Raw genomic sequence first — 21,116 nt, forward strand, 5'->3', positions numbered from 1 at the left:
CCATGGAATGGATGCCCGTAGCCCCTTGCACTGACACGCGTATTGCCAGGCTGATCGATGCCAACCTCGACCGAGCCCGTGAGGGGCTGCGGGTGATCGAGGACTGGTGTCGCTTCGGACTGGACCGACAGGACCTGGTGGTTCCTCTTAAAGACTGGCGACAGCAGCTGGGACAGCTGCACGCAGACTGTTATAGACAAGCCCGTTCCACGGCGACCGATACCGCTGCGGGGCTCGGTCATCCCGCTCAGCAGACCCGCACCGGCAGTACCCAGGTGTTGAAAGCCAATGCCAGCAGAGTGCAAGAAGCCCTTCGGGTCATCGAAGAATTCGCACGCACCGGTGATTCCGAGCTGGCCCAGACAGCTGCAAACGTTCGTTATGCGCTTTACGACCATGAGGTGCGCATCCTGGAGGCGTGCGGGCACAACCAACGACAGCAGCGCCTGGAACGCTCAAGCCTCTGCCTGATCACCGATCCGGGAGACAACGACGCAAGCGGTGTGATGGTGCAACAGGTGAAGCTGGCGCTGCAGGCAGGCGTCTCACTGGTGCAGTACCGGCGCAAGCAGGGAGCTGATGCAGTGCGACTGCAGGAAGCACGACAGCTTGCCGAACTGTGTGAAGCACACCAGGCACTGCTGATCATCAACGACCGGATTGATCTGGCCTTGCTCGTGAATGCTGATGGGGTTCATCTCGGCCAGGAGGACCTCCCCCATGCAGAGGCACGGCAGCTGGTCGGGCCCGACAAGCTGATCGGCCGCAGCACCCATCAGCTCGAACAACTTCTGGAAGCACAGCAGGACGGTGCGGACTATCTGGGGGTGGGGCCGGTCTATGCCACCGCCACCAAGGCGGATCGGACTCCAGCAGGTCTGGATTGGGTGCGACAAGCCGAGCATTCAGCCAAGGTGCCCTGGTTCGCCATCGGCGGCATCAACAGCACCAACGTGTCGGATGTTGTGGCTGCGGGCGCAGCGCGTGTGGCTGTGGTGAGCGCGATCATGGGAGCCGATGACCCAGCTGCTGCCAGTCGCCAACTGCTGCGACTGCTCAGCTGAGTTCCTGTTATTGACGCTCTCGTTTCATTCCTTCGGTTCAGCCCATGAAGCTCACGGTGAACGGCGAACAACATCAGCTCAAAACGGGGCTCAACCGGTTGGACCAGGTGGTTGAAGCGCTCGGCCATCACCCCAAGTTGGTGGTGGTGGAATTCAACGGACTGATCCTCACCCCAGACCGCTGGGCCGAGCAGCAGGTCAACGATGGTGACAGCCTTGAGATCGTCACCATCGTTGGCGGGGGTTCCTAGGATCCGCTCAGTTTCCAACGCCGTTTTGGCCCAATTGCCGAATCGTTCCGCCCTGATTCAGCTGCGACGCTGGCTTTCTGGCCTGATGGTGCCGGTGCTGATGATCGGGCTGCTGGTCTTCCATCCGCTGCCGAGTGACGCAGCACGAGGCGGGCGAATCGGCGGCGGCAGTTTCCGAGCACCTTCCATGCCTCGCACCGGTGGCTACCGCGGCGGCGGCATGGGAGGTGGGATGCGAGGTGGCTACAACCGCGGCTACGGCGGTGGCATTGGATTTCCTTTCATCATTCCGTTCTTTGGATTCGGTGGCGGCGGCCTGCTGGGCTTCATGGTGCTGATGGCGTTTGTCGGAGTGCTCGTGAATGCTTTCCGTGGCGCTGGGGCAGGTGCTGGGCGTCCGGCAATGGGCGGCTACGAGCGTCCTCGTGAGATGGCGATGGGCCCGGTGTCTCTGCTGCAGCTCCAGATCGGTCTGCTGGCCAGCGCCAAGGATCTGCAGAGCGACCTGCGTCAACTGGCCAGCAGCGCCGACACCAGCAATTCAAGTGGTCTCCAGCGGGTGCTGCAGGACACCACCCTGGCACTGCTGCGTCAGCCCGATTTGTGGGTCTACGCCAACGTGGAATCAGGCAGCGTGCCGTTCAACGCAGCTGAATCGACCTTCAACCGACTGTCGATGACAGAGCGCAGCAAACTGCGCGAAGAACTGACCACCAATGTGGGTGGTGTTCAATCCGCTGGCGGCGACCTCACGGCACGCGGTGATGCCGACGCCACCAGTGAATTCATCGTGGTCACCGTTTTGGTGGCCAGTCGCAGCGTGGTCAAGCTCAAACAGGCCGACAACGGTGAACAGTTGAGGGAATCGTTGCGCATCCTTGGTTCCACGGCCTCCAGCGACCTGATGGCTCTTGAAGTGATCTGGCAGCCGGACGGCGTTGGTGATGTTCTCAGCGCTGATGAGCTGGTCACGGCTTATCCGAATCTCCAGCACCTCTGATCGAAGCTGCTGCCCGCACTCAACCGACAACAATCCGGAACCTGAATTGTCCCCTCTTGCTGAGAGGGTGAGCTTCATCCAACGTTCGCGTGTCGCTCAGCAACGATGCGCGCTCGGTCACCTCATTGGGTCAACTCAACCGTGTTGATTGAAGCGCTGCAGCGCTACGAGCAAAACCGGCTGCCGCGATCGATGCGTCTCTGGGTGGAGACGATGCTGGACCTCGACCCCAGTGAACCGGTGCAACCGTTGCTGCCTAGACAGCCGCACCCTTGAGGATGCGCAGGGCTGCCATTGCAGCGCCGTAACCGTTGTCGATGTTCACCACGCTGAGACCCGGAGCGCAGCTGGCGAGCATGCCATCGAGTGCAGCCCGGCCTCCGGAGCTGACCCCATAGCCTACAGACACCGGTACACCGATGACGGGCTGAGGAACCAGACCGGCCAGCACCGTTGGCAAAGCACCCTCCATGCCGGCACAGGCAATCAGCACCGACATCGATGTGAGCTCTGGCAGCACATCCAGGAGACGGTGCAGACCGGCAACCCCCACATCCAGGAAACATACGGTGGCAACCCCATGAACGCTCAGAGCCAGAGATGCTTCCTCGGCCACACGTCGATCACTGGTCCCGCCGCTCAACACAGCCACCTGAGCGGCTTGCCGAATCGCGGGAAGGTCACCGAGGGTGAGACAGGCCGCCTGACCGTGAACCTGAACAGCAGAACAGCGTTGCTGAACCGCAGCCGCTTTGTCTGCATCCACCCTGGTCACCAGAGCGAGCTCATCGGCGGCCTGCATGGCCAGCAGGATCGCCACGATTTGATCAACACTCTTGTGTTCACCCCACACGGCTTCGACCATCCCAAGCCGCTGACGGCGCTCCAGGTCGAGGCGTGACTCCTGAGCAGTCACGGCGGCAACAACTCGCCTTCATAGACCAGCGGGAAAGGATTGCCCTCTTTCTGACCGGTGGCTTGGCGGGCAAGCTGCTCAAAACGCTCCTGAACGGCTTCCACTTCATGCTCCGGGATCGCTTTCCAGGCGTCACGACTGCTCCAGCGAATCAGCAATGTGCCTTCTTCGGTCTCTGGATCCCAGAGCAGATCACGACCAATGAACCCATCCTGATCAGCCAGCCAGGGTTCCCAGCTGCCGCGCTCAGCTTCCAGCCAGGCCTTGCGTCCCTGACTGGGAACCTGAATGCGCAGATGCTCAATCACAGCAACGTCGTAGCTGCCATCGGGATCTGAAAAGGCGGCCAGGCTGACATCGGGATGACCGGAAAGCAGGAGCAGCGCCGCCAGACAGGAGGCAACCACAGTAAGGAGATCTCTGCTGAGTTGCCGCAGGGTCATGGCCTGGTCAGCAGCGCGACGGCATGGCATGACATCCCCTCTTCCCGACCCTCGGGTCCAAGCCGCTCGTTCGTGGTCGCCTTCACACCCACCTGATCGGGGTCCAGACCCATGCGCATCGCAAGGGCTCCGCGCATGGCATCGATATGCGGTTTGAGCTTGGGACGTTCAGCAATCACCACGGAATCCACATTCACGATCTGCCAACCGCGATCGTTCACCAAAGCGACGACCTGCTCCAGCAGCATCAGGCTGTCCGCGCCCTTCCAGCGTGGGTCGGTGGGCGGAAAATACTTACCGATATCTCCGAGTGACAGCGCCCCAAGCAAGGCATCCATCACCGCATGGGCAAGTACATCGGCATCGCTATGACCATCCAGCCCTAGGCCATCCGGATGCTCCAGGAGCTGACCACCCAGGATCAATGGACGCCCCTCCACCAACCGGTGCGTGTCGTAGCCATTGCCAATGCGGAGGTTCATGGGTGCAGGCGGTCAGGTCGTGCCGTCGCTGTCATTCTCGGCGTTGGAGCGTCGGTTCCAGCGATCCAGCAGATCAGGGCGTCGATCAGCGGTGCGCTGTTCACGTTGCTGCTGGCGCCATCGGGCAATGGCGCCATGGTCTCCGCTGCGCAGCACTTCAGGCACGGTCATCCCCCGAAAGTCGGCAGGACGGGTGTAATGCGGATGTTCCAGCAGGAGGTCGCTGTGGCTTTCCTCCACCAACGAGTCGGCTGTTCCCACAGTGCCGGGTAACAGACGCACCACGCCATTAATGATCGTCATGGCCGGCAGCTCCCCACCGGTGAGCACGAAATCGCCAAGCGACACCTCCTCATCAGCCAGTGAGCGAATGCGTTCGTCAAAGCCTTCGTAGTGCCCGCATAGCAGCACCAACTGGTCATGGTTCTCAGCCCAGCGTTGAAGATCAGCCTGGACCAAAGGCCGGCCCTGTGGCGTCATCAACAGCACCCTGCACCGAGGGCTGAGCGGAATCGATTCGAAGGCAGCGAACACCGGCTCAGGCTTGAGCACCATGCCCGCACCACCGCCGTAGGGCTCATCGTCAACCTTGCGGTAGCGATCGCTGGCGTGATCGCGAGGATTATGCAGATACAGCTCGGCCCGTCCAGCCGCGAAGGCTCGGCCGATCACGCCAAGCTCCTCGAGCGGCGCAAACGCCTGGGGCGCGAGGCTGATCACATCCAGGCGATAGGGCGCCACAGCTCAGGCCTGAGGAGATGACACGCGCCGGATCTCGGAGCAGAAGCGTGCCTGAAGAGGGGTCCCGTCCGCGGAGATGGCCGTGGTGCTGCGCAGGCGCAGATTTGGCTTGATGAACCAGATGCGCTCCAGCACGGTGGCCGCCGAGTCGCCATCTTTGAGTTCGAGTTCGAGGCTGGCATCGTCACGCAGTTGCCAGTGGCCGCAGCGCTCTTCCCCTTGAGCCATCACCACGAGATCACCATCGCTGGTGAAGCGAAGTTCACTGGCGGCTCCATCCGCAGACTGCACCGACAGCACCGAGTCAGCGACCCGATCACTGAGGCTCACAGTCACCTCGCCGCGGTCACTGGTATGCCAGTCATCCTCTGAGCCACCGAGGTCAAAGCGGCTGCGCAGGCTCATCCAGGACCCCACGCACAGTGCGAGGAACGCCTTCAGATCAGCCGGAGGGAAAGCGGTCTCATCCATCCGGCCATCTTCGCAGGGCAGGGCGCTCACGCGGGAGCCGCCTCAACCGTCCCCATCGAGACGTCACAATCTGATCTTCGATTTGACGTCATTGGTCAGTGCAACAAGATGCCGAATCAACAGCTGATTGAGATTGACTCAGAGAGCACTGAGCGAGGAAATATTTCATTCCCTCCAACGCTGGATCGACAACAGGACCAGGACAGAAGATGCTCGCTAAGTATCAAATTTTTCAGTTTCACCCCATGGATGACGCCGTGAACAGAGGCCTTAAAAAGTCAAGAAAAATTGCGCGAAGACTCTGACTACGAGGCCCAAGCCAATATGAAGCTTCAAGTGTTTTCTGAACTGAGTCAATGAGTTTCTTTGGACGTCGTGCCTTCATGCTTCTTGCTGGCTCCCTAGGAATTAGCGCTGTTGCATCCAATCCACGCAAGGCTTTTTCCTCAAGCAGCAACGGCCAATGCCTCTCCCTTCAAGACCAACGGGTAAAGCGTTTCTCCGCTTATCGTGAGTTGGCATTCAAAGATCCGGCCAAGGCAGTAGAGACTTATGCCTCACCTGATTTGATCTATGTCTCAACATCTGGGCAGCAATTCAATCAACCTCAGTTGATCGAACGAATTGCGCAGTGGAACAACGGATTCCGCCGAAATGCAGTGGAACCTGTTGTGGCGACCAACCTTGAAGACGGATCAGTTCTCATTGTCTACGATCAAAATATTCTCAATACTGGCGACTTCAGGGGCACTTCGGCCTCAAACAACACACTGGATTTAACGAGCATATTCAAGGTTTCTTACGACGACAAGGGCATGATTTCAGAATATTCTTCTTACCAAGACTACGGGCATCTCGCAAAAAACATTGGCTCCAAAAACTCATTGCAACTTCTAGAGCTTCGCCCATAGACCAGCCCTATCTCCAACCAGCTATTGAAGGATTAAGAAAGACCAAGATTAGGCATTTGTTCGACTTTGAGACAACATATTCAAGATCTTACTTCAAACCAACCACGAAATTTTATCAACAATGAATCGTAGAGAAATGGTCAGTGCACTCGGTCTTACCGCAGCAGGAGCGGTTGTACCGACTGCAGCAAGCGCACTCACTCAACAAATCAAAAGAGGAACAGCTTCAAGCCAAATAAGCACTCCGGCAATAGCTTCTTCCAGCATCGCGTCAGCGCAAAACCCCTACGCCAACTGCATCAAAACCGCTAAAGATTGCGTGGCCTCTGCGGAGATCTGTCTCACAAAAATGATGGCTCTTTTAGCGGCGGGAGAGAAAACAATGCTTGAATGCGCTGTGACAACAAGGCAAATGCTTCCGGTCTGCGAGGCCTTACTGAGCCTTTCAGCCCAAGAATCATCGTTAACCATAGAAATTGCGAGGCTCTCCATCAAAAGTTGCTCCATATGTGCCGCCGCTTGCAAGCCACATGTTGACCACCACTCAGAATGCCAAGACTGCTATTCATCATGCATGGAGTGCATTCAAAGCTGCAAAGCAATTACTTAGCCCATTAATAACAGCCCACTGAATTGACACAGAGAATAAGTTCTGCGGGTGTTCTCGCTAAATGAGCCAACATCAGAACCCATCACCGCTGTACCCAAGCTCACTAAGGCGGGCTGGCTTACTGCGCCAATCCGGCACCACCTTCACAAACAGCTCCAGATAGACGGGACCGTCGATCAGGTTCTGCATCTGCAGGCGAGCACCTTGACCGATGGTCTTGAGCATGGCGCCGCCTTTGCCGATCAGGATGCCCTTCTGGCTCTTGCGCTCCACCAGCACGGTGGCCAAAACGGCGGTGCGAGCTTTCCCTTTTCCCCTCGCCGGCATGTCTTCCACCCGATCGATGCTCACCGCCACGCTGTGGGGGACTTCTTCGCGGGTATGCATCAGCACCTGCTCGCGGATCAACTCAGCCATCAGCAGCTTTTCGGGCTGATCACTCACCATCTCGGGTGGATACAGCTGAGGTCCTTCGGGCATCAGAGCACTCACAGCACCCACAAGCTCCGGACAGCCGGCACCGTTCAAGGCTGAGCAATGGTGCACAGGCCACTCGCTCTCCCCCAGCAGTTCGCGATAGGCCGCATCAGCCTCGGGCTTGCGATCGACCGGGACCATGTCCCATTTATTGAGCACCACCTGCACCGGCAGGCGCTGCTGACGCAGAAGGTTGACGATGAAAGCGTCACCACGGCCGGGCGGTTCGCAGCCCTCGAGCAGCAGCAACACCTGATCCACCTCCCCGATCGCAGCGCGCGCGCTCTGAACCAGACGCTCCCCCAGCAGGTGATGCGGCTTGTGAATCCCTGGAGTATCGACAAGGATCAGCTGAGCATCCGGCGTGGTGAGAATCGCTCTGAGGCGATTGCGTGTGGTCTGGGCCACCGGAGAGGTGATCGCCACCTTGTCGCCCACCAGCTGATTCACCAGCGTTGACTTGCCCACATTGGGGCGTCCGATCAGGGCGACGAAGCCCGAGCGGTAGCCGTCAGACAACGAGGTTGAAGCTGCATCCATCCCTTCAGCATCGCCTGAAGGCTGCACCCTGCCCATAGGCTTGGGATGCCAATCAGTTGCTGTTCATGACCCAGCGAGAACCGAGCTTCCAGGAAGCCATGGAGATCGCCGCCGGCTGGATGAAGCAATGGGACCAGGACGAAATCAGCGATGAAGTGATGGCCGACCGGGTCGGAGCACTCGTGGCCAGCCGTGACGGTGCCAGGGGCTTCTTCGTGGTGAGTCTTGCTGGCGACAGCGCCCTGATGGACAGACTTCCAGACGCCCTGCTGATCAAGCTGCGCGAAGCGGGCGACGGCGTGGTGGATCTCACGGCCCGCAATCTGGCCATGAGCGCAGCCATGGCCGTGCATCACCGCAACAACAACGATGACGAGCAAGCCGCCGGGTCAGAGCGCGTGAATCAACGCTGCTCCGAACTGCTGCGCCAGCTGGATTCCCAACGCGTCAAAGACCGACTGGAGGTTCTGCTGGAAGCCGCAAACCACAGTCGAGGCGATGATCTGGCCTTTCTGGAACGCTGGGGGTACGACGATCATCAAAGGCGGGCCATCGGCGATGCCGTACAAGCCGTTGCCGAGTGATCCCAGACCAACTCACACAGCCCGCTGGACTGCAGCCCGCACCAGATCTGGTGTGACGAACCATGAAGCATCTGCTTGCAACACTATTAGGGCAATCTGAAGTTGAGACAACTTTCGTCGCATCCTGATTACCGTTAACGCCATCGGCCGGGTGATGGGGATCAACCGATGTCGGTGCCTCGGACTTGATCCGGGGTTTTTTATTGGAGATCGCGCAGGCTGGACGCTGTCGGTTCAGGCCATCTCCTCCAGCTCCTTGCCACGGGTTTCCTTCACCAGAAACAGCACGAAGAAGAACGAGATGGCTCCAGCTGTGGCATAAAGCCCGTAGGCGAGCGCTGGACCCGAAGACTTCAACAGCATCGGGAACGTCATGGAGATCAGGAAGTTGGTCAGCCAGTTCACCGTGGCCGACAACCCCAGTGCAATGGCTCTGATGCGGTTGTTGAACATCTCACCCAGCAGGACCCACATCACAGGTCCCCAGGAGAATCCAAAGGCAAACACAAATACATTGGCTGAAATCAGCGCGACCAGCGCTGGAACTCCCGTGAGCTGAGGCATTCCATCCACGAGAGGGGCTCCCGAGAACGTCCAGCTCATCAACCCCAAGCTGAGCGTGATCACCACCGACCCCAGCAGCAGCAGCGGCCGTCGACCGAGGCGATCAATCGTGGCGATCGCCAGGAACGTTGTCACCACATTGGTCACAGCGGTGATCACGGTGACGCTGAGGCTGTCGGTCGTGCTGAAGCCAACCGACTGCCAAAGCTCACTGGAGTAGTAGAAGATCACATTGATGCCCACCAACTGCTGGAAGACCGCTAACAGAACGCCGGTCCACACAATCGGCAGCAGTCCGGATCGACGGCTGAACAGATCCGTGATCGAGCCGCCGCCACCCTTGATTTGGCTGGCCTGAATGCGATCAACCACCGCTTGGGTGGGTTCACCGATCGTGCGGCGAATCACTGCTCTGGCCTGATCCAGATCGCCGATCTGCACCAAATAGCGTGGGCTTTCAGGAATCCTCAACACCAAAAAGCCGTACAACAGAGCCGGAACCACCTCCGCCATCAACATCCAACGCCAGGCCGCCATCGGGCCCACAAGCGATGTGGGCTCCTGGTCTGCTGTGACCAACACGATCAGATAGTTGAACAGCAGCGAGATGAAGATGCCGAGCACAATTGCCAGCTGCTGGAGAGATCCAGTGCGTCCGCGCATCGCCGCTGGAGAGACCTCAGCGATGTAGGCCGGAGCGAGCACACTGGCGAAGCCCACGGCAACTCCACCAACCACTCGCCAGACCACCAGGTCCACCAGCCGTGGCGCCAGAGCCGAACCGACGGCACTGAGGATGAACAGCACGGCTGCGAGCACCATGCTGGGTCGACGTCCGAAACGGTCAGCCAGCCATCCGGCCCCCAAGGCTCCAGCTGCAGACCCCAGCAGGGCCGAAGACACCGTCAGTCCCAGCAAAGAGGGAGATGTCTGAAACGTGGCCTCAATGGCGGTCACCGCACCATTGATCACCGCGGTGTCATAGCCGAACAGAAAACCACCCAATGCGGCGGTGATCGCAAGACTCAGGATTGTGAAGACCCGATGTTGGTCGTCTGCAGTGCGATGTTGTTGCATGCCTGAAGGACAGCAGCAGTGATCTCAATTCAGCGAGAGATTCTGCAATTGTCCGATCAATGTCACACCCTGAGACCTGATCACGCCCATCAAAAAACCCCGGCGACTGCCGGGGTTGGTCCCCAAAGAATCCCATCCTTCCAGAATTCAGTGAAAGCAGTCAGTCACGGCGGCCGCCGCCCTGAAGTGCAATCACAAGCCGTAAAATAAAAACGAATAGGTTGATATACGTGAGATACATCCCCAGCGCACCGGCCAAATACTGATCATCCCGATAGGTGCGAGGCATGGTGTAAAAGTCAACGAATGACATGCCTACAAAAAGAACAGTCCCGAAACCAGAGATAATCAGCTCAAATCCAGAGCCTCCAAATCCACCACCCGTGAAAAGACCGCCGACGAGCTGAACCACCATCGCGATGATGAGACCGATCAAACCGAGGCCAACCACCCCGGACAGAGCCTGACCAACGCTGTCGCTCATGCGACGGCCGACCACTGAGGCAATCACGAAGGTGATACCAGTGGCTAATGCAGCACTACCAACCGCTGAAACACCAGCAAGTGGATTATCAGGATTAGCTGCGCCAACAACTGCAACAGCTTGTAGAACAACTCCCGTAAGAGTGAAACCTGTTACGAGACTGAAAGTAGCTAGTAAAGGTAGAGCAGTGGAATTATTAGCTTTCTGTGCCGCATTCTGAGCAACGAAGAAAAGAATGAACCAAGGAATGATCGCAATCAAAGACAGGGTCTGAAAAGCCTGCCCGCCTATCGAGGCATAAGTGGAGATTCCTCCAAGCACCCCAGCAGCGGTCAGAACCATGCCACCGCCCACATAAGGGAGTGCCTTGTTCACCACATTGGGGCCTACCAGAGCGCTGGATTGCGCCTCGCGGATGGCGTTTTGAAAGTTGCTGCTGGCTGGCATGTTGCCCCAGATCACTTGCTACATCTTGCCAGCAACAACAAGGTTGTGGCTTTCAGCCCGGTGCGGATCTCCCCATCGAACGCCGCATCGGTTTTGCATCGCGACGGGGATGGCTCTTATCGCGCCGTGCATAGGCATCAACCACCCGCTGCACCAATGGATGACGGACCACATCAGCCGATGTCAAACGGCAGACAGCCACACCTTCAACCCCATCCAGTACCTCCGACGCTTCCACCAAACCGCTGAGCTGGCCTGGTGGCAGATCCACCTGGGTGATATCTCCAGTGACCACCATGCGGGAACGCTCTCCCAGACGGGTCAGCACCATGCGCATCTGTGCCGGCGTGGTGTTCTGAGCCTCATCAAGGATCACGAAGGATTCCGCCAGGGTTCGGCCCCGCATATAAGCGAGTGGTGCCACCTCAATCACCCCCTTCTCCAGGAGTGCTGCTGTTTTCTCCTGCCCCAGCAACATGTGCAGGGCGTCATAGAGCGGCCGCAGATAGGGATCCACTTTCTGCTGAAGATCACCAGGCAAAAACCCCAGTCGTTCTCCCGCCTCAACAGCAGGCCTGGTCAGCACCAGGCGCTCCACCTTGCGCTCGGTGAGCATGCGGACGGCCAGAACGGTGGCCAGAAACGTTTTGCCTGTGCCGGCAGGACCGAGCGCAAAAGTGAGATCGTGACGCTCCATCGACTCCACATACGCCTTCTGACGCAGGGTGCGCGGGCGCAGCAGACTGCCGCGCTGATTGCGCGCCAGTACCTGCTGGCCCATGGCTTCATGCTCATGGTTTCGGCCGGTGTCTAACGCCTGAAGCGCCGCCTGAAGATCAACAGGCGAAATGGATTCACCCTCCTCCCAGAACTTGCGCAGCAGCTCAATGACAGCGGTTGTGCGCTCAAGCTGACTGGGCCGGCCATTGATCTCGAGTTGCAGACCACGCAGAACCAGAGTGGTCCCCGTTAGAGCCTCAAGTTGATGCAGCGTTTGAGAAGAAGGTCCACCTGCAAGCGCAAGTGCGGCCTCCGTGTGCGGCAGATCAAAGACGAAGCGACCAGGTGAGGTTGCTTCGGACATCCTGTCAATCAGCCTTCAGCACTGGCATCAGCATCGCCGGCAGATTCCTCAGCGGCAGCTTTGGCTTCAGCTTCAGCTGCCGCCTTGGCTTCGGCAGCATCCTTGGACGCCTGCTTGGCATCAGCTTCACGCTTGAGAGCCTGCTTGGCCTTACCGACCACTTCTGCAGGACGAACTTTCTTCTCAATCAGACCACCCTTCTCAAGCAGGGTGCGCACAACATCGGTGGGCTGAGCGCCCTGGCTCAGACGCTCACGCAGTGCTTCAGCATCGAGACGGGTCTCTTTGGTGCGGGGGTTGTAATACCCCAGCTCCTGAAGAGGACGACCATCACGGCGCGAAGTGCTGTTGCAGGCCACGAGGCGGAAGCTTGCTTCCCGCTTCTTACCGAACCGCTTCAGGCGGAGCTTGATCATCGTGGCGCTGGCTTAGGTGGGGACAGTTCGGCGCAGCTGAAAGGAGCGCCAAACAACCAACTTAACCTGCCGCCGGTCAGAGGTCTCCGAAGCCCTTTTTCTTCTTGACAGGTCGCTGCCGCCGCGGGGGACCACCGCCACGACCGGCCGGCATCCCACCTGGCATTCCCGGCATTCCACCCATCCCCGGCATTCCGCCCATGCCAGGCATGCCACCCATTCCAGGCATGCCTGGCATCTGACCCTGGGACATCTGCTGCATGAAACCGCGCATCTTCTGAAAATCAGCCAGCACCTTGTCGACATCGGGGGGCTGGTGGCCACTGCCACGTGCAATGCGCCGACGACGGGAGGGCTCGCTGGCAAGCAGGTCGGGGTTCTCTCTTTCCTGCTGCGTCATCGAGCCGATCATCGCTTCGATCTTCTTGAGCTGCTGCTCCCCCTGCTTGAGCATGCCGTCATCGATCTTGTTCATGCCCGGGATCATTTTCATCAATCCCCCCAGCGATCCCATGCGCTTGATCAGGCGCATTTGCTTCACAAAATCCGAGAAGTCGAAGGTGGCTTCCTGCAGCTTCTTCTGCATCTGCTCGACATCGGCGAGCTCCACCTCTTTCTGAGCCTTCTCCACAAGGGTGAGCACATCGCCCATGCCGAGGATGCGGCTCGCCATCCGCTCGGGGTGAAACGGCTGCAAAGCCTCCACCTTCTCTCCCGTGCCGATGAACTTGATCGGTTGGCCGCTCACCTTGCGGATCGACAGAGCGGCACCACCACGGGAATCGCCATCAAGCTTGGTGAGAACGGCTCCGGTGATTCCCACCTGGTCGTGAAAGGCCCGGGTGAGATCGGCCGCTTCCTGACCGATCATCGAATCCACCACCAGCAGCACCTCATCCGGCTGCACAGCGGTTCGGATCCGAACCATCTCCTCCATCATGTCGGTGTCGATCTGCAGGCGACCGGCGGTATCGACCAGAAGCGTGTCGAAACCCTCCTGCCTGGCCTTGGCCAGACCTGCCGCTGCAATGTCTTCCGGTTTGGCGTCAGCACCGAGACTGAACACCTCGACACCGATCTGTGCACCCAGCGTCTTCAGCTGCTCAATGGCGGCAGGTCGGTACACATCAGCACCCACCATCAGCGCACGTCGGCCCTGATCCTTGAGGTGGAGTCCAAGCTTCGCTGTTGCCGTGGTCTTACCAGCCCCCTGCAGGCCGGCCATCAGCACCACCGTGGGAGCCTGCTCAGCCTTGGCCAGAGGGGCGTTGTCACCGCCCATCACCTCCACCAGCTGGTCGTGCACCACCTGAATGAACTTCTGGTCGGGAGAGACCCCGCGCACCACCTCGGCACCCACGGCCTTGTCCCGCACCTCCGCGACGAAATCTTTGACAACCGGCAGACTCACATCCGCCTCAAGCAGAGCGCGGCGCACATCCTTGAGCGCGCCCTCCACATTGGTTTCACTGATCTGATCCTGGCCTCTCAGCCCTTTGACTGCATCTTCAAAGCGGGCTGAGAGCTCATCGAACATCGGCCGGACATCGGTTTCAGTTCCCTGATCGTAAAAGTGGCAGGGACTGGCGGGGCAATCTCCTCGTCCGCAACGCTGATCGCTCGATCAGACCGGTGCATAGGCCTGCAGGCGCCAGCCATCCTCATCTCGGCCCAGGATGTAGGTCACCTTGAGCGATCTCGGCGCGGTGCTGTTCACCACCGTTCCAGCTGCGTTCAGCGTTTGATCGCTGTAGTCCACATCAGCACGCAGCTCGATGCGCTGGGGAGTGCGGCTGATGACCCTCATGAAGTCGATGGAGGCCTCAACCTGCTGAGTCAGTCCAGCTGACTGATCAGCAGATCTCTGCTGGCGCACCTGGTTGATCAGCCTGGATCTGGCAATGGGTTGAAGACGTTCATCCGCTGAGCCATCACCGCGCAAGACGGACGCTTTGCGATCCAGCCAGGCCTGAAGCAGGGCCTCCAGCTGGGCATCGGAGGGACGCTCGGAACGAAGCACGGGATCAGCTTCAGACTCGACAGAAGAGGCAGGCTCCAGCACGGACGCCTCCGTGGGTGCAGGCATTGCATTCTCAGTGGGGTCTTCATCAGAGCCCTGCTGTTCCGCCTCTGATGCCAGCTGATCCACAGGTGCATCAATTGATCTGTCACCCGCCAACTGGGGCTGCTCAGCGTCACGGCGAAGACCAACCACGCTGAAAACCCCGATCACCAGCACCACAGCCAGGAACACCCCGGATCCGATCCAGGTCGAACGACTGGGCTGTGGCAGCTCCGGCCATTGCAACTCAGGCCATTGCAGCTGCGGCATGGACGGAAGCGTTGGGCGAGGCAATGCCGGCCAGGCAAAGCCGCCTCGAGGCGCATCGTCGCTGTCTTCTGGGGCATCGACTGGAGCGTCGGGATCCAGCAAAGGCAGCGGCAGAGTCCCATCCGGATCCACCTTCAGAGGAGACAAGTCCTGGAACGACCAGTCCCTGGGCTGCGACTGACGCTCCAACCGCTCGACGTAAGCCTGCACATCCCGATCAGCAAACCAGGCCTCCAAATCAATGGCTTCGGCATCCACATCCCGATACCCCGGCAGCACATCGCGTCCGAGCCAGGTGCGGCAGTAGTCGCAGAGCGCAGCCAAGGCATCTCCGGGATGCGCTGACAACCAGGTCTTGAGGGCCGGATCAGGACTGCTAGCAAAATGCCGCTCGGCCCGATCCACATCACCAAGCAGCAGATCGAGACATCCCAGGAGCGGCTGGGTGTCAAGGCCATCAAGATCCAGTTCCTCCAGACGGGTGCGAGCGTCCTGAACCCGTTCAGGCTTGCGCTGGGAAAAGCCGGCCGCAGCAAGGGCCATCACCACCAGGAAGGACGCATCCGCTGAGCCTGCTTCCTGCAGGCGTCCATACAGATCCACCTGTTCCTGCACGGTCAGGAAGCGGCGAATCTGCTGAAAAAACAATTCAAAGGCTCCCTGATCCATGCCGGCAGGCAGATCAGCCCTCTCCAGCCCCTCAAGGGCACTGCCTTCAAGTCCACCTCGATCGCTGATAAAGCTTTCCAGCATCGTCAATCCTTCATGACGCGCCGATTGCTCAGCCAGATCACGACTGAGCAGATCCAGGATTCGGAATGGACGAAGCCTGGAGAGATCGGTTTCCAGCACCTGCCTCTGGTCGGGAAGCTTGCCCATCCGCTGAAGCAGTTGCATCCCCTCCTGCAGCAGGTTGGCCGCTGACTCGTAGCGGCGCTGCTCCTGGTCCTGATCGGCAGCGTCGCGTGCTGCCAGAGCCGCCAGCAAGGCCAGATCTGACTCTCGGCCACTGCCTAGGGCAGGAGCTTGAGGTGGCTGCAAGGCTTGGCGGGCTAACTGAAATGCCTCATGGGGAGCGTGCGCTTCCCACAGAAGCATCAGTCCGGCCACCTCTAAATGGGAAGACAGTTCCAGACCTGCCGTGTCGCCCGGATGATCCTGACCGAGCTCCAGCAACATGGCTTCGTACTGGCCGCGCCGTTCAGGGTCAGTGAGCAGGTCTGCTGACAAGCGGAGCAGCTCAGCTCTTTGATTGAGCGACTCATGGGTGAAACCTTGATCGGGACAGCGATCCAGGCGCAACTGAAGTGTGCGTAACACGGCCTCAGGTTCCGCCGTCGGACTAACCCCCAGCAGACGGAAATGGTCGATGGGCAGGTCCACCAGCGTTGCAGCTATTGGCTGCAGACTGTAGGCAGTGTCTGGGGTTTTGCCCATCGATCCGCCATGGACCCTTAAAGTCGGTGGTCAAACAGGTGGTGCCATGGGTCAGGACATCGCAATCGGCACAGAGTCACGAAGCGCCTCTTCCGCCGACGGACAGTCCCTGCTTGGGGCCCATGCGGAACGTCTCTCGACCCTGGTGACAGCCCAGAGAGCCACCGTTGACAAGGAAACCGGCCTGGCTCTGTTTCGCGACATGACCCTCGGCCGTCGCTTTGAAGACAAGTGCGCGGAGATGTACTACCGCGGCAAGATGTTTGGCTTCGTGCACCTCTACAACGGTCAGGAAGCTGTGAGCACCGGTGTGATCGGTGCCATGAAGCGACAACACGACTGGTTCTGCAGCACCTATCGCGATCACGTTCATGCCCTGAGTGCTGGCGTTCCAGCCCGTGAGGTGATGAGCGAACTGTTCGGGAAGGAAACCGGTTGCAGCAAGGGGCGCGGTGGCTCGATGCACCTGTTCTCCAGAGAACACCACCTGCTGGGCGGTTTTGCCTTCATCGGCGAAGGCATTCCAGTGGCCCTCGGTGCGGCATTCACAAGCCGCTACAAGCGGGATGCCCTCGGTGACCCCAGCAGCAATTCCGTGACAGCAGCCTTCTTCGGAGATGGCACCTGTAACAACGGGCAGTTCTTCGAATGCCTGAACATGGCGCAGCTCTGGAAGCTGCCGATCATCTTTGTGGTCGAAAACAACAAATGGGCCATCGGCATGGCCCACGACCGTGCCACCAGCGATCCAGAGATCTGGCGTAAGGCCGGTGCTTTCGGCATGGCCGGGGAAGAGGTCGATGGAATGGACGTTCTGGCCGTTCGAGCCGCAGCCCAGAGGGCCGTTGAACGGGCCCGGGCTGGAGAAGGGCCAACGGTGTTGGAGTGCCTGACCTACCGCTTCCGCGGCCATTCACTGGCTGACCCTGATGAGCTGCGAGCCGAAGAGGAAAAACAGTTCTGGGCCAAACGCGATCCACTCAAAGCGCTTGAACGCGACCTTGTCGGCTCAGGCCTGACCAGCAGCGAGGATCTGCGGGCGATCGAAAAGGAGATCGATGCCATCGTGCAGGACTGTGTCGACTTCGCCCTCAGCGCACCCGAGCCTGATGGATCTGAGCTGACTCGTTACATCTGGGCTGAAGACTGAGATCAGGCTGATCAAAGCCCATGCAAACGGGCCTGATCAGCTGCTGCCCTGAAGACCAGTGCGTGCCGCTTGACCAAGGGCGTCATGGCGTCATAACCACCGCCGATCACTGTGGCCACAGGAATCTTGCGTCGCAGACAGGCATCCAGCACCAGATGATCCCTTTGCAGCAGGCCGACATCCGTCAAGGCCAGTCGTCCCAGTCGATCGTCGCGATGGGGATCAACACCGGCGTTGTAAAGCACGATCTGCGGATTCACCCGGTCCAGCAGATCGGGCAGATGGTCGCCAATCAAGCTGAGGTACTCCTGATCCTCCACACCATCGCTGATCGGTAGGTCGAGATCACTGGTCTGCTTACGGGCAGGGAAATTGGATGCAGCATGCGCTGAAAAGGTGAAAACCCTTGGCTCGTGTTGAAAGATCAGCGCAGTGGCGTCGCCCTGGTGCACGTCTAGATCCACCACCATGATCTGAGAGAGGCCCTCCTGCTCCAGCAACGCTCGAGCACAGATCGCCAGATCATTGAAGATGCAGAACCCACTGCCGTAACCAGGAAAGGCATGATGCGTTCCACCCGCGAGGTGGCAGGCCAGACCATGCTTCAAAGCCAGCTGGGCTGTCAGCAACGAACCGCCAACGGCAAGAAACGTACGCTGCACCAAAGGAGTGGTGACAGGGAGTCCGATGCGCCGCTGTGCCTGACGATCCAGCCGGTCTCGGGCAAACGCTTCGTGATAATCGCGGTCATGAACCAGTTCCAGCAAACGACGGGAAACTGGAAGTGGGCGATGCATCTGAACATCACTGGCCAGCCCTGTCTCCCTGAGACAACTGTCGAGATGACGAAACTTCGCCATCGGAAACCGATGACTACTGGGCAGCGGAGCGCTGTAAACCTCGTGATAAACGAGTGGTGGTTTCAACGATTCAAAGGGCCACTAACCACTGAACGATCAGAAGCTGGGGGCAACGCGGCGGGTCAAGTTACGCAGTTTGCGCAAGGCCTTGAGTTCCACCTGACGGACACGCTCACGCGAGACCTCAAGCAGACGTCCGATTTCGGCCAGTGTGTGTCGCTCATGGCCGTTCAAACCGAAACGCAGGGTGAGAACGTGCTGTTCCTGGTCACTGAGATGGCTCATCCAACGTCCGAGCTGTTCGTGATGAATCCGCTGCTCCACCTTGTCGAGCGGCTCGCCCAGTGATGCGTCAGCGATCAGATCGCCAAGGAAGCTGCGACCTTCCTCTCCGTTGACAGGTGCATCCAGGCTGCTGGTGGTGAGGGCCTGCCTCAGCAGCGAATCCAGCTCTTGCACAGGCATGTCCATCGCCTCGGCGATTTCGAGACGACTGGGCATCGCACCAAGCTTGTGAGCAAGATCCAGGCTCACCTTGCGAATCGTGGTGAGGCGCTCACTCAGATGCACCGGTAAGCGGATGGTGCGCGATTGACAGGCAATGGCGCGCGTCATGCTCTGGCGAATCCACCAGAAGGCGTAGGTCGAAAACTTATAACCACGGGTTGGATCAAACTTCTCAACAGCTCGCTCCAGTCCGAGGGAACCCTCCTGAATCAGATCGAGGAGTTCAAGACCTTTTCCCTGATATTTCTTGGCAACACTGACAACCAAGCGCAGATTCGCTTTCATCATGCGCTGTTTGGCACGCAGGCCAACGCGAATCATTCGCTTCTGCTTGCCTGAAAACGTTTCACTGTCAGATGGAATCGATCCATCCTCTGTGAGTTGCATCAGTTGTTGCACCTGATTTCCCAACTCAATCTCCTCCGCTGGAGTGAGCAGAGGAATCCTGCCGATCGTGGCGAGGTACCAACTGATCGGATCACTACTTCGTCGCTTTTGGGTTTCTGAAACCCCTGCTGCCGCTGAGACCATGGGGAAGATTATTTTCGATGAGTGACTTTCCTATGAATTTCAGAATCAGCGCTGTGTTTTCAGCAACCCTTCAGATTCGTGCGTGGAAAACGACACAAAACCCGGTGAATCGTGTAAAAAATGTAGAAATATCAAACTCAATTGCAAATTAAGTCAAGATCGCAACGTGAAACGCGTGAGACTCGCTAATTGATCTGAAATTGCGAATGCGCCACTGCCTTGTTCGCATTGCTGAGCTGCAACAGCGTGCAACAAGGCAGATGCGGCAAGGTCTTCGAGAGTGAGGTTTCCCTTGGCTGCCAGACAGCGGGCCCCCCAGCCAGTGGCATGGCCAGCCAGAAGATCACCCAGTCCGGTGCGGGCCACCTGAGGATCAGTGTCTGTCAGCTGCCTTACCTCGCCGCCAGAAGAAGCAATCACGCTGTGGGCACCCTTCAACAACACCACGGCCCCTGAACAATCCGCCGCTGCTGCGGCTTTCTCCAGAGGAGAGTCCTGCAGACAATCGGGGAACAGGCGCTCAAATTCACTGCCGTGGGGAGTGATCCAGGTCGGTCCGGAGCGTTTCAACAACCAGCGCCAACCGCCATCAGCAGCGGCCAGTTGATTGAGACCATCGGCATCCATCACCAGCAGGCCGCTGAACTCCAGCAGGGGCTCCGCCCATTGCTGCCAACATCCCTGCACCATGCCCAGACCAGGCCCGAGCAACACAGCATCCAGGCGAGCCAGATCACGCCGCGCTATGGCCTCTCCCCACTCCAGCGATCCCTGATGATCCGACGAGAGCCCTGCCCTCAGAACCACCTCAGGAGCCTGCTGCCAGAGATGCTCTGCAACGCACTCCGGAACACACGCCTCAACACTGCCGGCACCAGAGGCCAGGGCCCCACGCAGCGCCAGATGGGCTGCACCTCGATAACGCTCACTGCCAGCAATGACCAGCAAACGCCCTCGCTGATATTTCATCGTCGCCGGCAACTCCGGAGGACGCGGAAGTCCAGCAAGGTCATCGGCCCGCAGGCGCAGCTTGGCCGCTGATGCATGCGACTGAGTGAGTGACACAGGCACAGCCGGATCAATGCGGTGCAGGCGTCCCACATGCTCCAAAGCAGCGTCCTGAATGAGCCCACGCTTGATCAATCCCACGCAGAGAGTGTCCGCCGCGATCGCGGCGCCACCTCGCAAGGGGCAGCCGGTATCGGAGTTCAGGCCAGCGGGAAGATCCAGACTCACCAAACGTCCAGGCGACTCACACTGTCTGCGCTGGAGCAGATCAGCCAGATCGCCAGGCAATGGACGTTTCTGACCGAGACCAAAGAGCGCCTCAATCCACAGCCCCTGTTCAGCAGGATCAGGAGACGACTGCAGGGGAGCAGCGCCAAGCCAGAGCAAATGGCGCCAATGCTCCTGAGTGAGGGGCTGACGCAGAGGCAAGGGCGCCCAAACCCGCACATCCACATTTGCCTCCAGCAACTTGCGACCCACCACCAACCCATCCCCACCGTTGTGGCCTGGTCCCACCAGCACCAGCACGCCGGAATCCAGTCGTTGCCGACGCGCCAGAAACCAGTCGGCCATGCGCTCGCCCACCGTTTCCATCAGAGCCGCAACCGGCAGGCCGCTGGCCAACCACTCCCGCTCCAGCGTGAGCATCTGATCAGCGGAGACCAAAAGATGGTCGGCATCAGCGGGTGGCCAGATCACTGCCGGGGCCCATGGCACCTCACTATGGAA

At 59.1% G+C, this 21,116-nt stretch carries 23 protein-coding genes; 8 read left to right on the plus strand and 15 right to left on the minus strand.

Going from position 1 to position 21,116, the window contains the following annotated elements:
• Nucleotides 1-2 precede the first annotated feature (2 nt).
• From AC6EI9_RS06545 to AC6EI9_RS06560, 4 genes are all read left to right on the plus strand, one after another.
• On the plus strand, nt 3-1,064 hold the full coding sequence (locus AC6EI9_RS06545; protein WP_498469684.1) for a thiamine phosphate synthase: 1,062 nt from the start codon (nt 3-5) through the stop codon (nt 1,062-1,064).
• Between the two features lie 44 nt (nt 1,065-1,108).
• Nucleotides 1,109-1,315 carry a sulfur carrier protein ThiS gene (thiS, locus tag AC6EI9_RS06550; protein ID WP_498469685.1) on the plus strand — a complete coding sequence of 69 codons (207 nt, stop codon included), beginning with the start codon at nt 1,109-1,111 and terminating at the stop codon, nt 1,313-1,315.
• Nucleotides 1,316-1,340: 25 nt separating this feature from the next.
• On the plus strand, nt 1,341-2,315 hold the full coding sequence (locus AC6EI9_RS06555) for a DUF1517 domain-containing protein (protein ID WP_498469686.1): 975 nt from the start codon (nt 1,341-1,343) through the stop codon (nt 2,313-2,315).
• Between the two features lie 105 nt (nt 2,316-2,420).
• Nucleotides 2,421-2,591 (plus strand): hypothetical protein, encoded by a 171-nt coding sequence (locus AC6EI9_RS06560; RefSeq protein WP_498469687.1) that lies wholly within the window; start codon nt 2,421-2,423, stop codon nt 2,589-2,591.
• Here the strand turns inward: AC6EI9_RS06560 and larB are convergent.
• Genes larB through AC6EI9_RS06585 form a run of 5 tightly spaced genes read right to left on the minus strand, consistent with a single transcriptional unit; the run spans nt 2,572 to nt 5,398 of the window.
• Nucleotides 2,572-3,231, minus strand: a complete 660-nt coding sequence (gene larB, locus AC6EI9_RS06565) for a nickel pincer cofactor biosynthesis protein LarB (RefSeq protein WP_498469688.1) — start codon at nt 3,229-3,231, stop codon at nt 2,572-2,574. The two genes, AC6EI9_RS06560 and larB, sit on opposite strands and share 20 nt — an antisense overlap.
• On the minus strand, nt 3,228-3,674 hold the full coding sequence (locus tag AC6EI9_RS06570) for a TIGR03792 family protein (protein WP_498469689.1): 447 nt from the start codon (nt 3,672-3,674) through the stop codon (nt 3,228-3,230). Before AC6EI9_RS06570 ends, larB begins: the two co-directional genes overlap by 4 nt.
• A complete protein-coding gene (gene ispF, locus AC6EI9_RS06575; protein WP_498469690.1) occupies nt 3,671-4,156 on the minus strand; it encodes a 2-C-methyl-D-erythritol 2,4-cyclodiphosphate synthase in 486 nt (161 codons plus the stop codon). The genes AC6EI9_RS06570 and ispF overlap by 4 nt, the downstream gene beginning before the upstream one ends.
• A gap of 12 nt (nt 4,157-4,168) precedes the next feature.
• Nucleotides 4,169-4,897 carry a tRNA (guanosine(37)-N1)-methyltransferase TrmD gene (trmD, locus tag AC6EI9_RS06580; protein ID WP_498469691.1) on the minus strand — a complete coding sequence of 243 codons (729 nt, stop codon included), beginning with the start codon at nt 4,895-4,897 and terminating at the stop codon, nt 4,169-4,171.
• Between the two features lie 3 nt (nt 4,898-4,900).
• Complete coding sequence (locus AC6EI9_RS06585) at nt 4,901-5,398, minus strand: phycobiliprotein lyase (RefSeq protein ID WP_498469692.1); 498 nt, start codon at nt 5,396-5,398, stop codon at nt 4,901-4,903.
• A gap of 326 nt (nt 5,399-5,724) precedes the next feature.
• Between AC6EI9_RS06585 and AC6EI9_RS06590 the strand changes: the two genes are divergently transcribed.
• Both AC6EI9_RS06590 and AC6EI9_RS06595 read left to right on the plus strand, forming a co-directional pair.
• On the plus strand, nt 5,725-6,279 hold the full coding sequence (locus AC6EI9_RS06590; RefSeq protein ID WP_498469693.1) for a hypothetical protein: 555 nt from the start codon (nt 5,725-5,727) through the stop codon (nt 6,277-6,279).
• 136 nt (nt 6,280-6,415) lie between these two features.
• Nucleotides 6,416-6,889, plus strand: a complete 474-nt coding sequence (locus AC6EI9_RS06595) for a Csp1 family four helix bundle copper storage protein (protein ID WP_498469952.1) — start codon at nt 6,416-6,418, stop codon at nt 6,887-6,889.
• A 72-nt stretch (nt 6,890-6,961) separates the two neighbouring features.
• Here the strand turns inward: AC6EI9_RS06595 and era are convergent, their stop codons facing one another.
• Complete coding sequence (gene era, locus AC6EI9_RS06600; protein ID WP_498469694.1) at nt 6,962-7,906, minus strand: GTPase Era; 945 nt, start codon at nt 7,904-7,906, stop codon at nt 6,962-6,964.
• A gap of 65 nt (nt 7,907-7,971) precedes the next feature.
• On the opposite strand from era, the gene AC6EI9_RS06605 reads away from it, so the two are divergent.
• Complete coding sequence (locus tag AC6EI9_RS06605; RefSeq protein ID WP_498469695.1) at nt 7,972-8,490, plus strand: sll1618 family protein; 519 nt, start codon at nt 7,972-7,974, stop codon at nt 8,488-8,490.
• A gap of 234 nt (nt 8,491-8,724) precedes the next feature.
• Here the strand turns inward: AC6EI9_RS06605 and AC6EI9_RS06610 are convergent, their stop codons facing one another.
• The 6 genes from AC6EI9_RS06610 to AC6EI9_RS06635 all read right to left on the minus strand — a co-directional run bounded on the left by AC6EI9_RS06610 (nt 8,725) and on the right by AC6EI9_RS06635 (nt 16,331).
• Complete coding sequence (locus tag AC6EI9_RS06610; RefSeq protein WP_498469696.1) at nt 8,725-10,131, minus strand: sugar porter family MFS transporter; 1,407 nt, start codon at nt 10,129-10,131, stop codon at nt 8,725-8,727.
• Between the two features lie 160 nt (nt 10,132-10,291).
• The gene (locus AC6EI9_RS06615) at nt 10,292-11,062 is read right to left on the minus strand and encodes a Bax inhibitor-1/YccA family protein (protein WP_498469697.1); all 771 of its coding nucleotides are present in this window, start codon (nt 11,060-11,062) and stop codon (nt 10,292-10,294) included.
• 52 nt (nt 11,063-11,114) lie between these two features.
• Nucleotides 11,115-12,146 (minus strand): PhoH family protein, encoded by a 1,032-nt coding sequence (locus AC6EI9_RS06620; protein WP_498469698.1) that lies wholly within the window; start codon nt 12,144-12,146, stop codon nt 11,115-11,117.
• An 8-nt stretch (nt 12,147-12,154) separates the two neighbouring features.
• On the minus strand, nt 12,155-12,562 hold the full coding sequence (rpsP, locus tag AC6EI9_RS06625; RefSeq protein WP_498469699.1) for a 30S ribosomal protein S16: 408 nt from the start codon (nt 12,560-12,562) through the stop codon (nt 12,155-12,157).
• Nucleotides 12,563-12,638: 76 nt separating this feature from the next.
• On the minus strand, nt 12,639-14,099 hold the full coding sequence (gene ffh, locus AC6EI9_RS06630) for a signal recognition particle protein (protein WP_498469700.1): 1,461 nt from the start codon (nt 14,097-14,099) through the stop codon (nt 12,639-12,641).
• An 87-nt stretch (nt 14,100-14,186) separates the two neighbouring features.
• Nucleotides 14,187-16,331, minus strand: coding sequence for an IMS domain-containing protein (locus AC6EI9_RS06635; RefSeq protein WP_498469701.1), 2,145 nt, complete (start codon nt 16,329-16,331; stop codon nt 14,187-14,189).
• A gap of 46 nt (nt 16,332-16,377) precedes the next feature.
• Between AC6EI9_RS06635 and pdhA the strand changes: the two genes are divergently transcribed.
• Nucleotides 16,378-17,481 carry a pyruvate dehydrogenase (acetyl-transferring) E1 component subunit alpha gene (gene pdhA, locus AC6EI9_RS06640; RefSeq protein ID WP_498469702.1) on the plus strand — a complete coding sequence of 368 codons (1,104 nt, stop codon included), beginning with the start codon at nt 16,378-16,380 and terminating at the stop codon, nt 17,479-17,481.
• Between the two features lie 11 nt (nt 17,482-17,492).
• Here the strand turns inward: pdhA and AC6EI9_RS06645 are convergent, their stop codons facing one another.
• From AC6EI9_RS06645 to AC6EI9_RS06655, 3 genes are all read right to left on the minus strand, one after another.
• On the minus strand, nt 17,493-18,407 hold the full coding sequence (locus AC6EI9_RS06645; RefSeq protein WP_498469703.1) for a histone deacetylase family protein: 915 nt from the start codon (nt 18,405-18,407) through the stop codon (nt 17,493-17,495).
• Nucleotides 18,408-18,437: 30 nt separating this feature from the next.
• Nucleotides 18,438-19,379, minus strand: coding sequence for an RpoD/SigA family RNA polymerase sigma factor (locus AC6EI9_RS06650; RefSeq protein WP_498469704.1), 942 nt, complete (start codon nt 19,377-19,379; stop codon nt 18,438-18,440).
• 153 nt (nt 19,380-19,532) lie between these two features.
• Entirely contained in the window at nt 19,533-21,104 is a 1,572-nt protein-coding gene (locus AC6EI9_RS06655; RefSeq protein WP_498469705.1) for an NAD(P)H-hydrate dehydratase, read from the minus strand.
• Nucleotides 21,105-21,116: the final 12 nt, after the last annotated feature.

The sequence above is a fragment of the Synechococcus sp. MIT2312 genome, assembly GCF_059772315.1.

What these genes read in the sequence shown, in the direction of transcription:
- AC6EI9_RS06545 (WP_498469684.1), top strand. Translation starts at nt 3, where the DNA reads ATGGAATGGATGCCCGTAGCCCCTTGCACTGACACGCGTATTGCCAGG.
- thiS (WP_498469685.1), top strand. Translation starts at nt 1,109, where the DNA reads ATGAAGCTCACGGTGAACGGCGAACAACATCAGCTCAAAACGGGGCTC.
- AC6EI9_RS06560 (WP_498469687.1), top strand. Translation starts at nt 2,421, where the DNA reads ATGCGCGCTCGGTCACCTCATTGGGTCAACTCAACCGTGTTGATTGAA.
- AC6EI9_RS06570 (WP_498469689.1), bottom strand. Translation starts at nt 3,674, where the DNA reads ATGACCCTGCGGCAACTCAGCAGAGATCTCCTTACTGTGGTTGCCTCC.
- ispF (WP_498469690.1), bottom strand. Translation starts at nt 4,156, where the DNA reads ATGAACCTCCGCATTGGCAATGGCTACGACACGCACCGGTTGGTGGAG.
- AC6EI9_RS06590 (WP_498469693.1), top strand. Translation starts at nt 5,725, where the DNA reads ATGAGTTTCTTTGGACGTCGTGCCTTCATGCTTCTTGCTGGCTCCCTA.
- AC6EI9_RS06595 (WP_498469952.1), top strand. Translation starts at nt 6,416, where the DNA reads ATGGTCAGTGCACTCGGTCTTACCGCAGCAGGAGCGGTTGTACCGACT.
- era (WP_498469694.1), bottom strand. Translation starts at nt 7,906, where the DNA reads ATGGATGCAGCTTCAACCTCGTTGTCTGACGGCTACCGCTCGGGCTTC.
- AC6EI9_RS06605 (WP_498469695.1), top strand. Translation starts at nt 7,972, where the DNA reads ATGACCCAGCGAGAACCGAGCTTCCAGGAAGCCATGGAGATCGCCGCC.
- AC6EI9_RS06610 (WP_498469696.1), bottom strand. Translation starts at nt 10,131, where the DNA reads ATGCAACAACATCGCACTGCAGACGACCAACATCGGGTCTTCACAATC.
- AC6EI9_RS06615 (WP_498469697.1), bottom strand. Translation starts at nt 11,062, where the DNA reads ATGCCAGCCAGCAGCAACTTTCAAAACGCCATCCGCGAGGCGCAATCC.
- AC6EI9_RS06620 (WP_498469698.1), bottom strand. Translation starts at nt 12,146, where the DNA reads ATGTCCGAAGCAACCTCACCTGGTCGCTTCGTCTTTGATCTGCCGCAC.
- rpsP (WP_498469699.1), bottom strand. Translation starts at nt 12,562, where the DNA reads ATGATCAAGCTCCGCCTGAAGCGGTTCGGTAAGAAGCGGGAAGCAAGC.
- ffh (WP_498469700.1), bottom strand. Translation starts at nt 14,099, where the DNA reads ATGTTCGATGAGCTCTCAGCCCGCTTTGAAGATGCAGTCAAAGGGCTG.
- AC6EI9_RS06635 (WP_498469701.1), bottom strand. Translation starts at nt 16,331, where the DNA reads ATGGGCAAAACCCCAGACACTGCCTACAGTCTGCAGCCAATAGCTGCA.
- pdhA (WP_498469702.1), top strand. Translation starts at nt 16,378, where the DNA reads ATGGGTCAGGACATCGCAATCGGCACAGAGTCACGAAGCGCCTCTTCC.
- AC6EI9_RS06650 (WP_498469704.1), bottom strand. Translation starts at nt 19,379, where the DNA reads ATGGTCTCAGCGGCAGCAGGGGTTTCAGAAACCCAAAAGCGACGAAGT.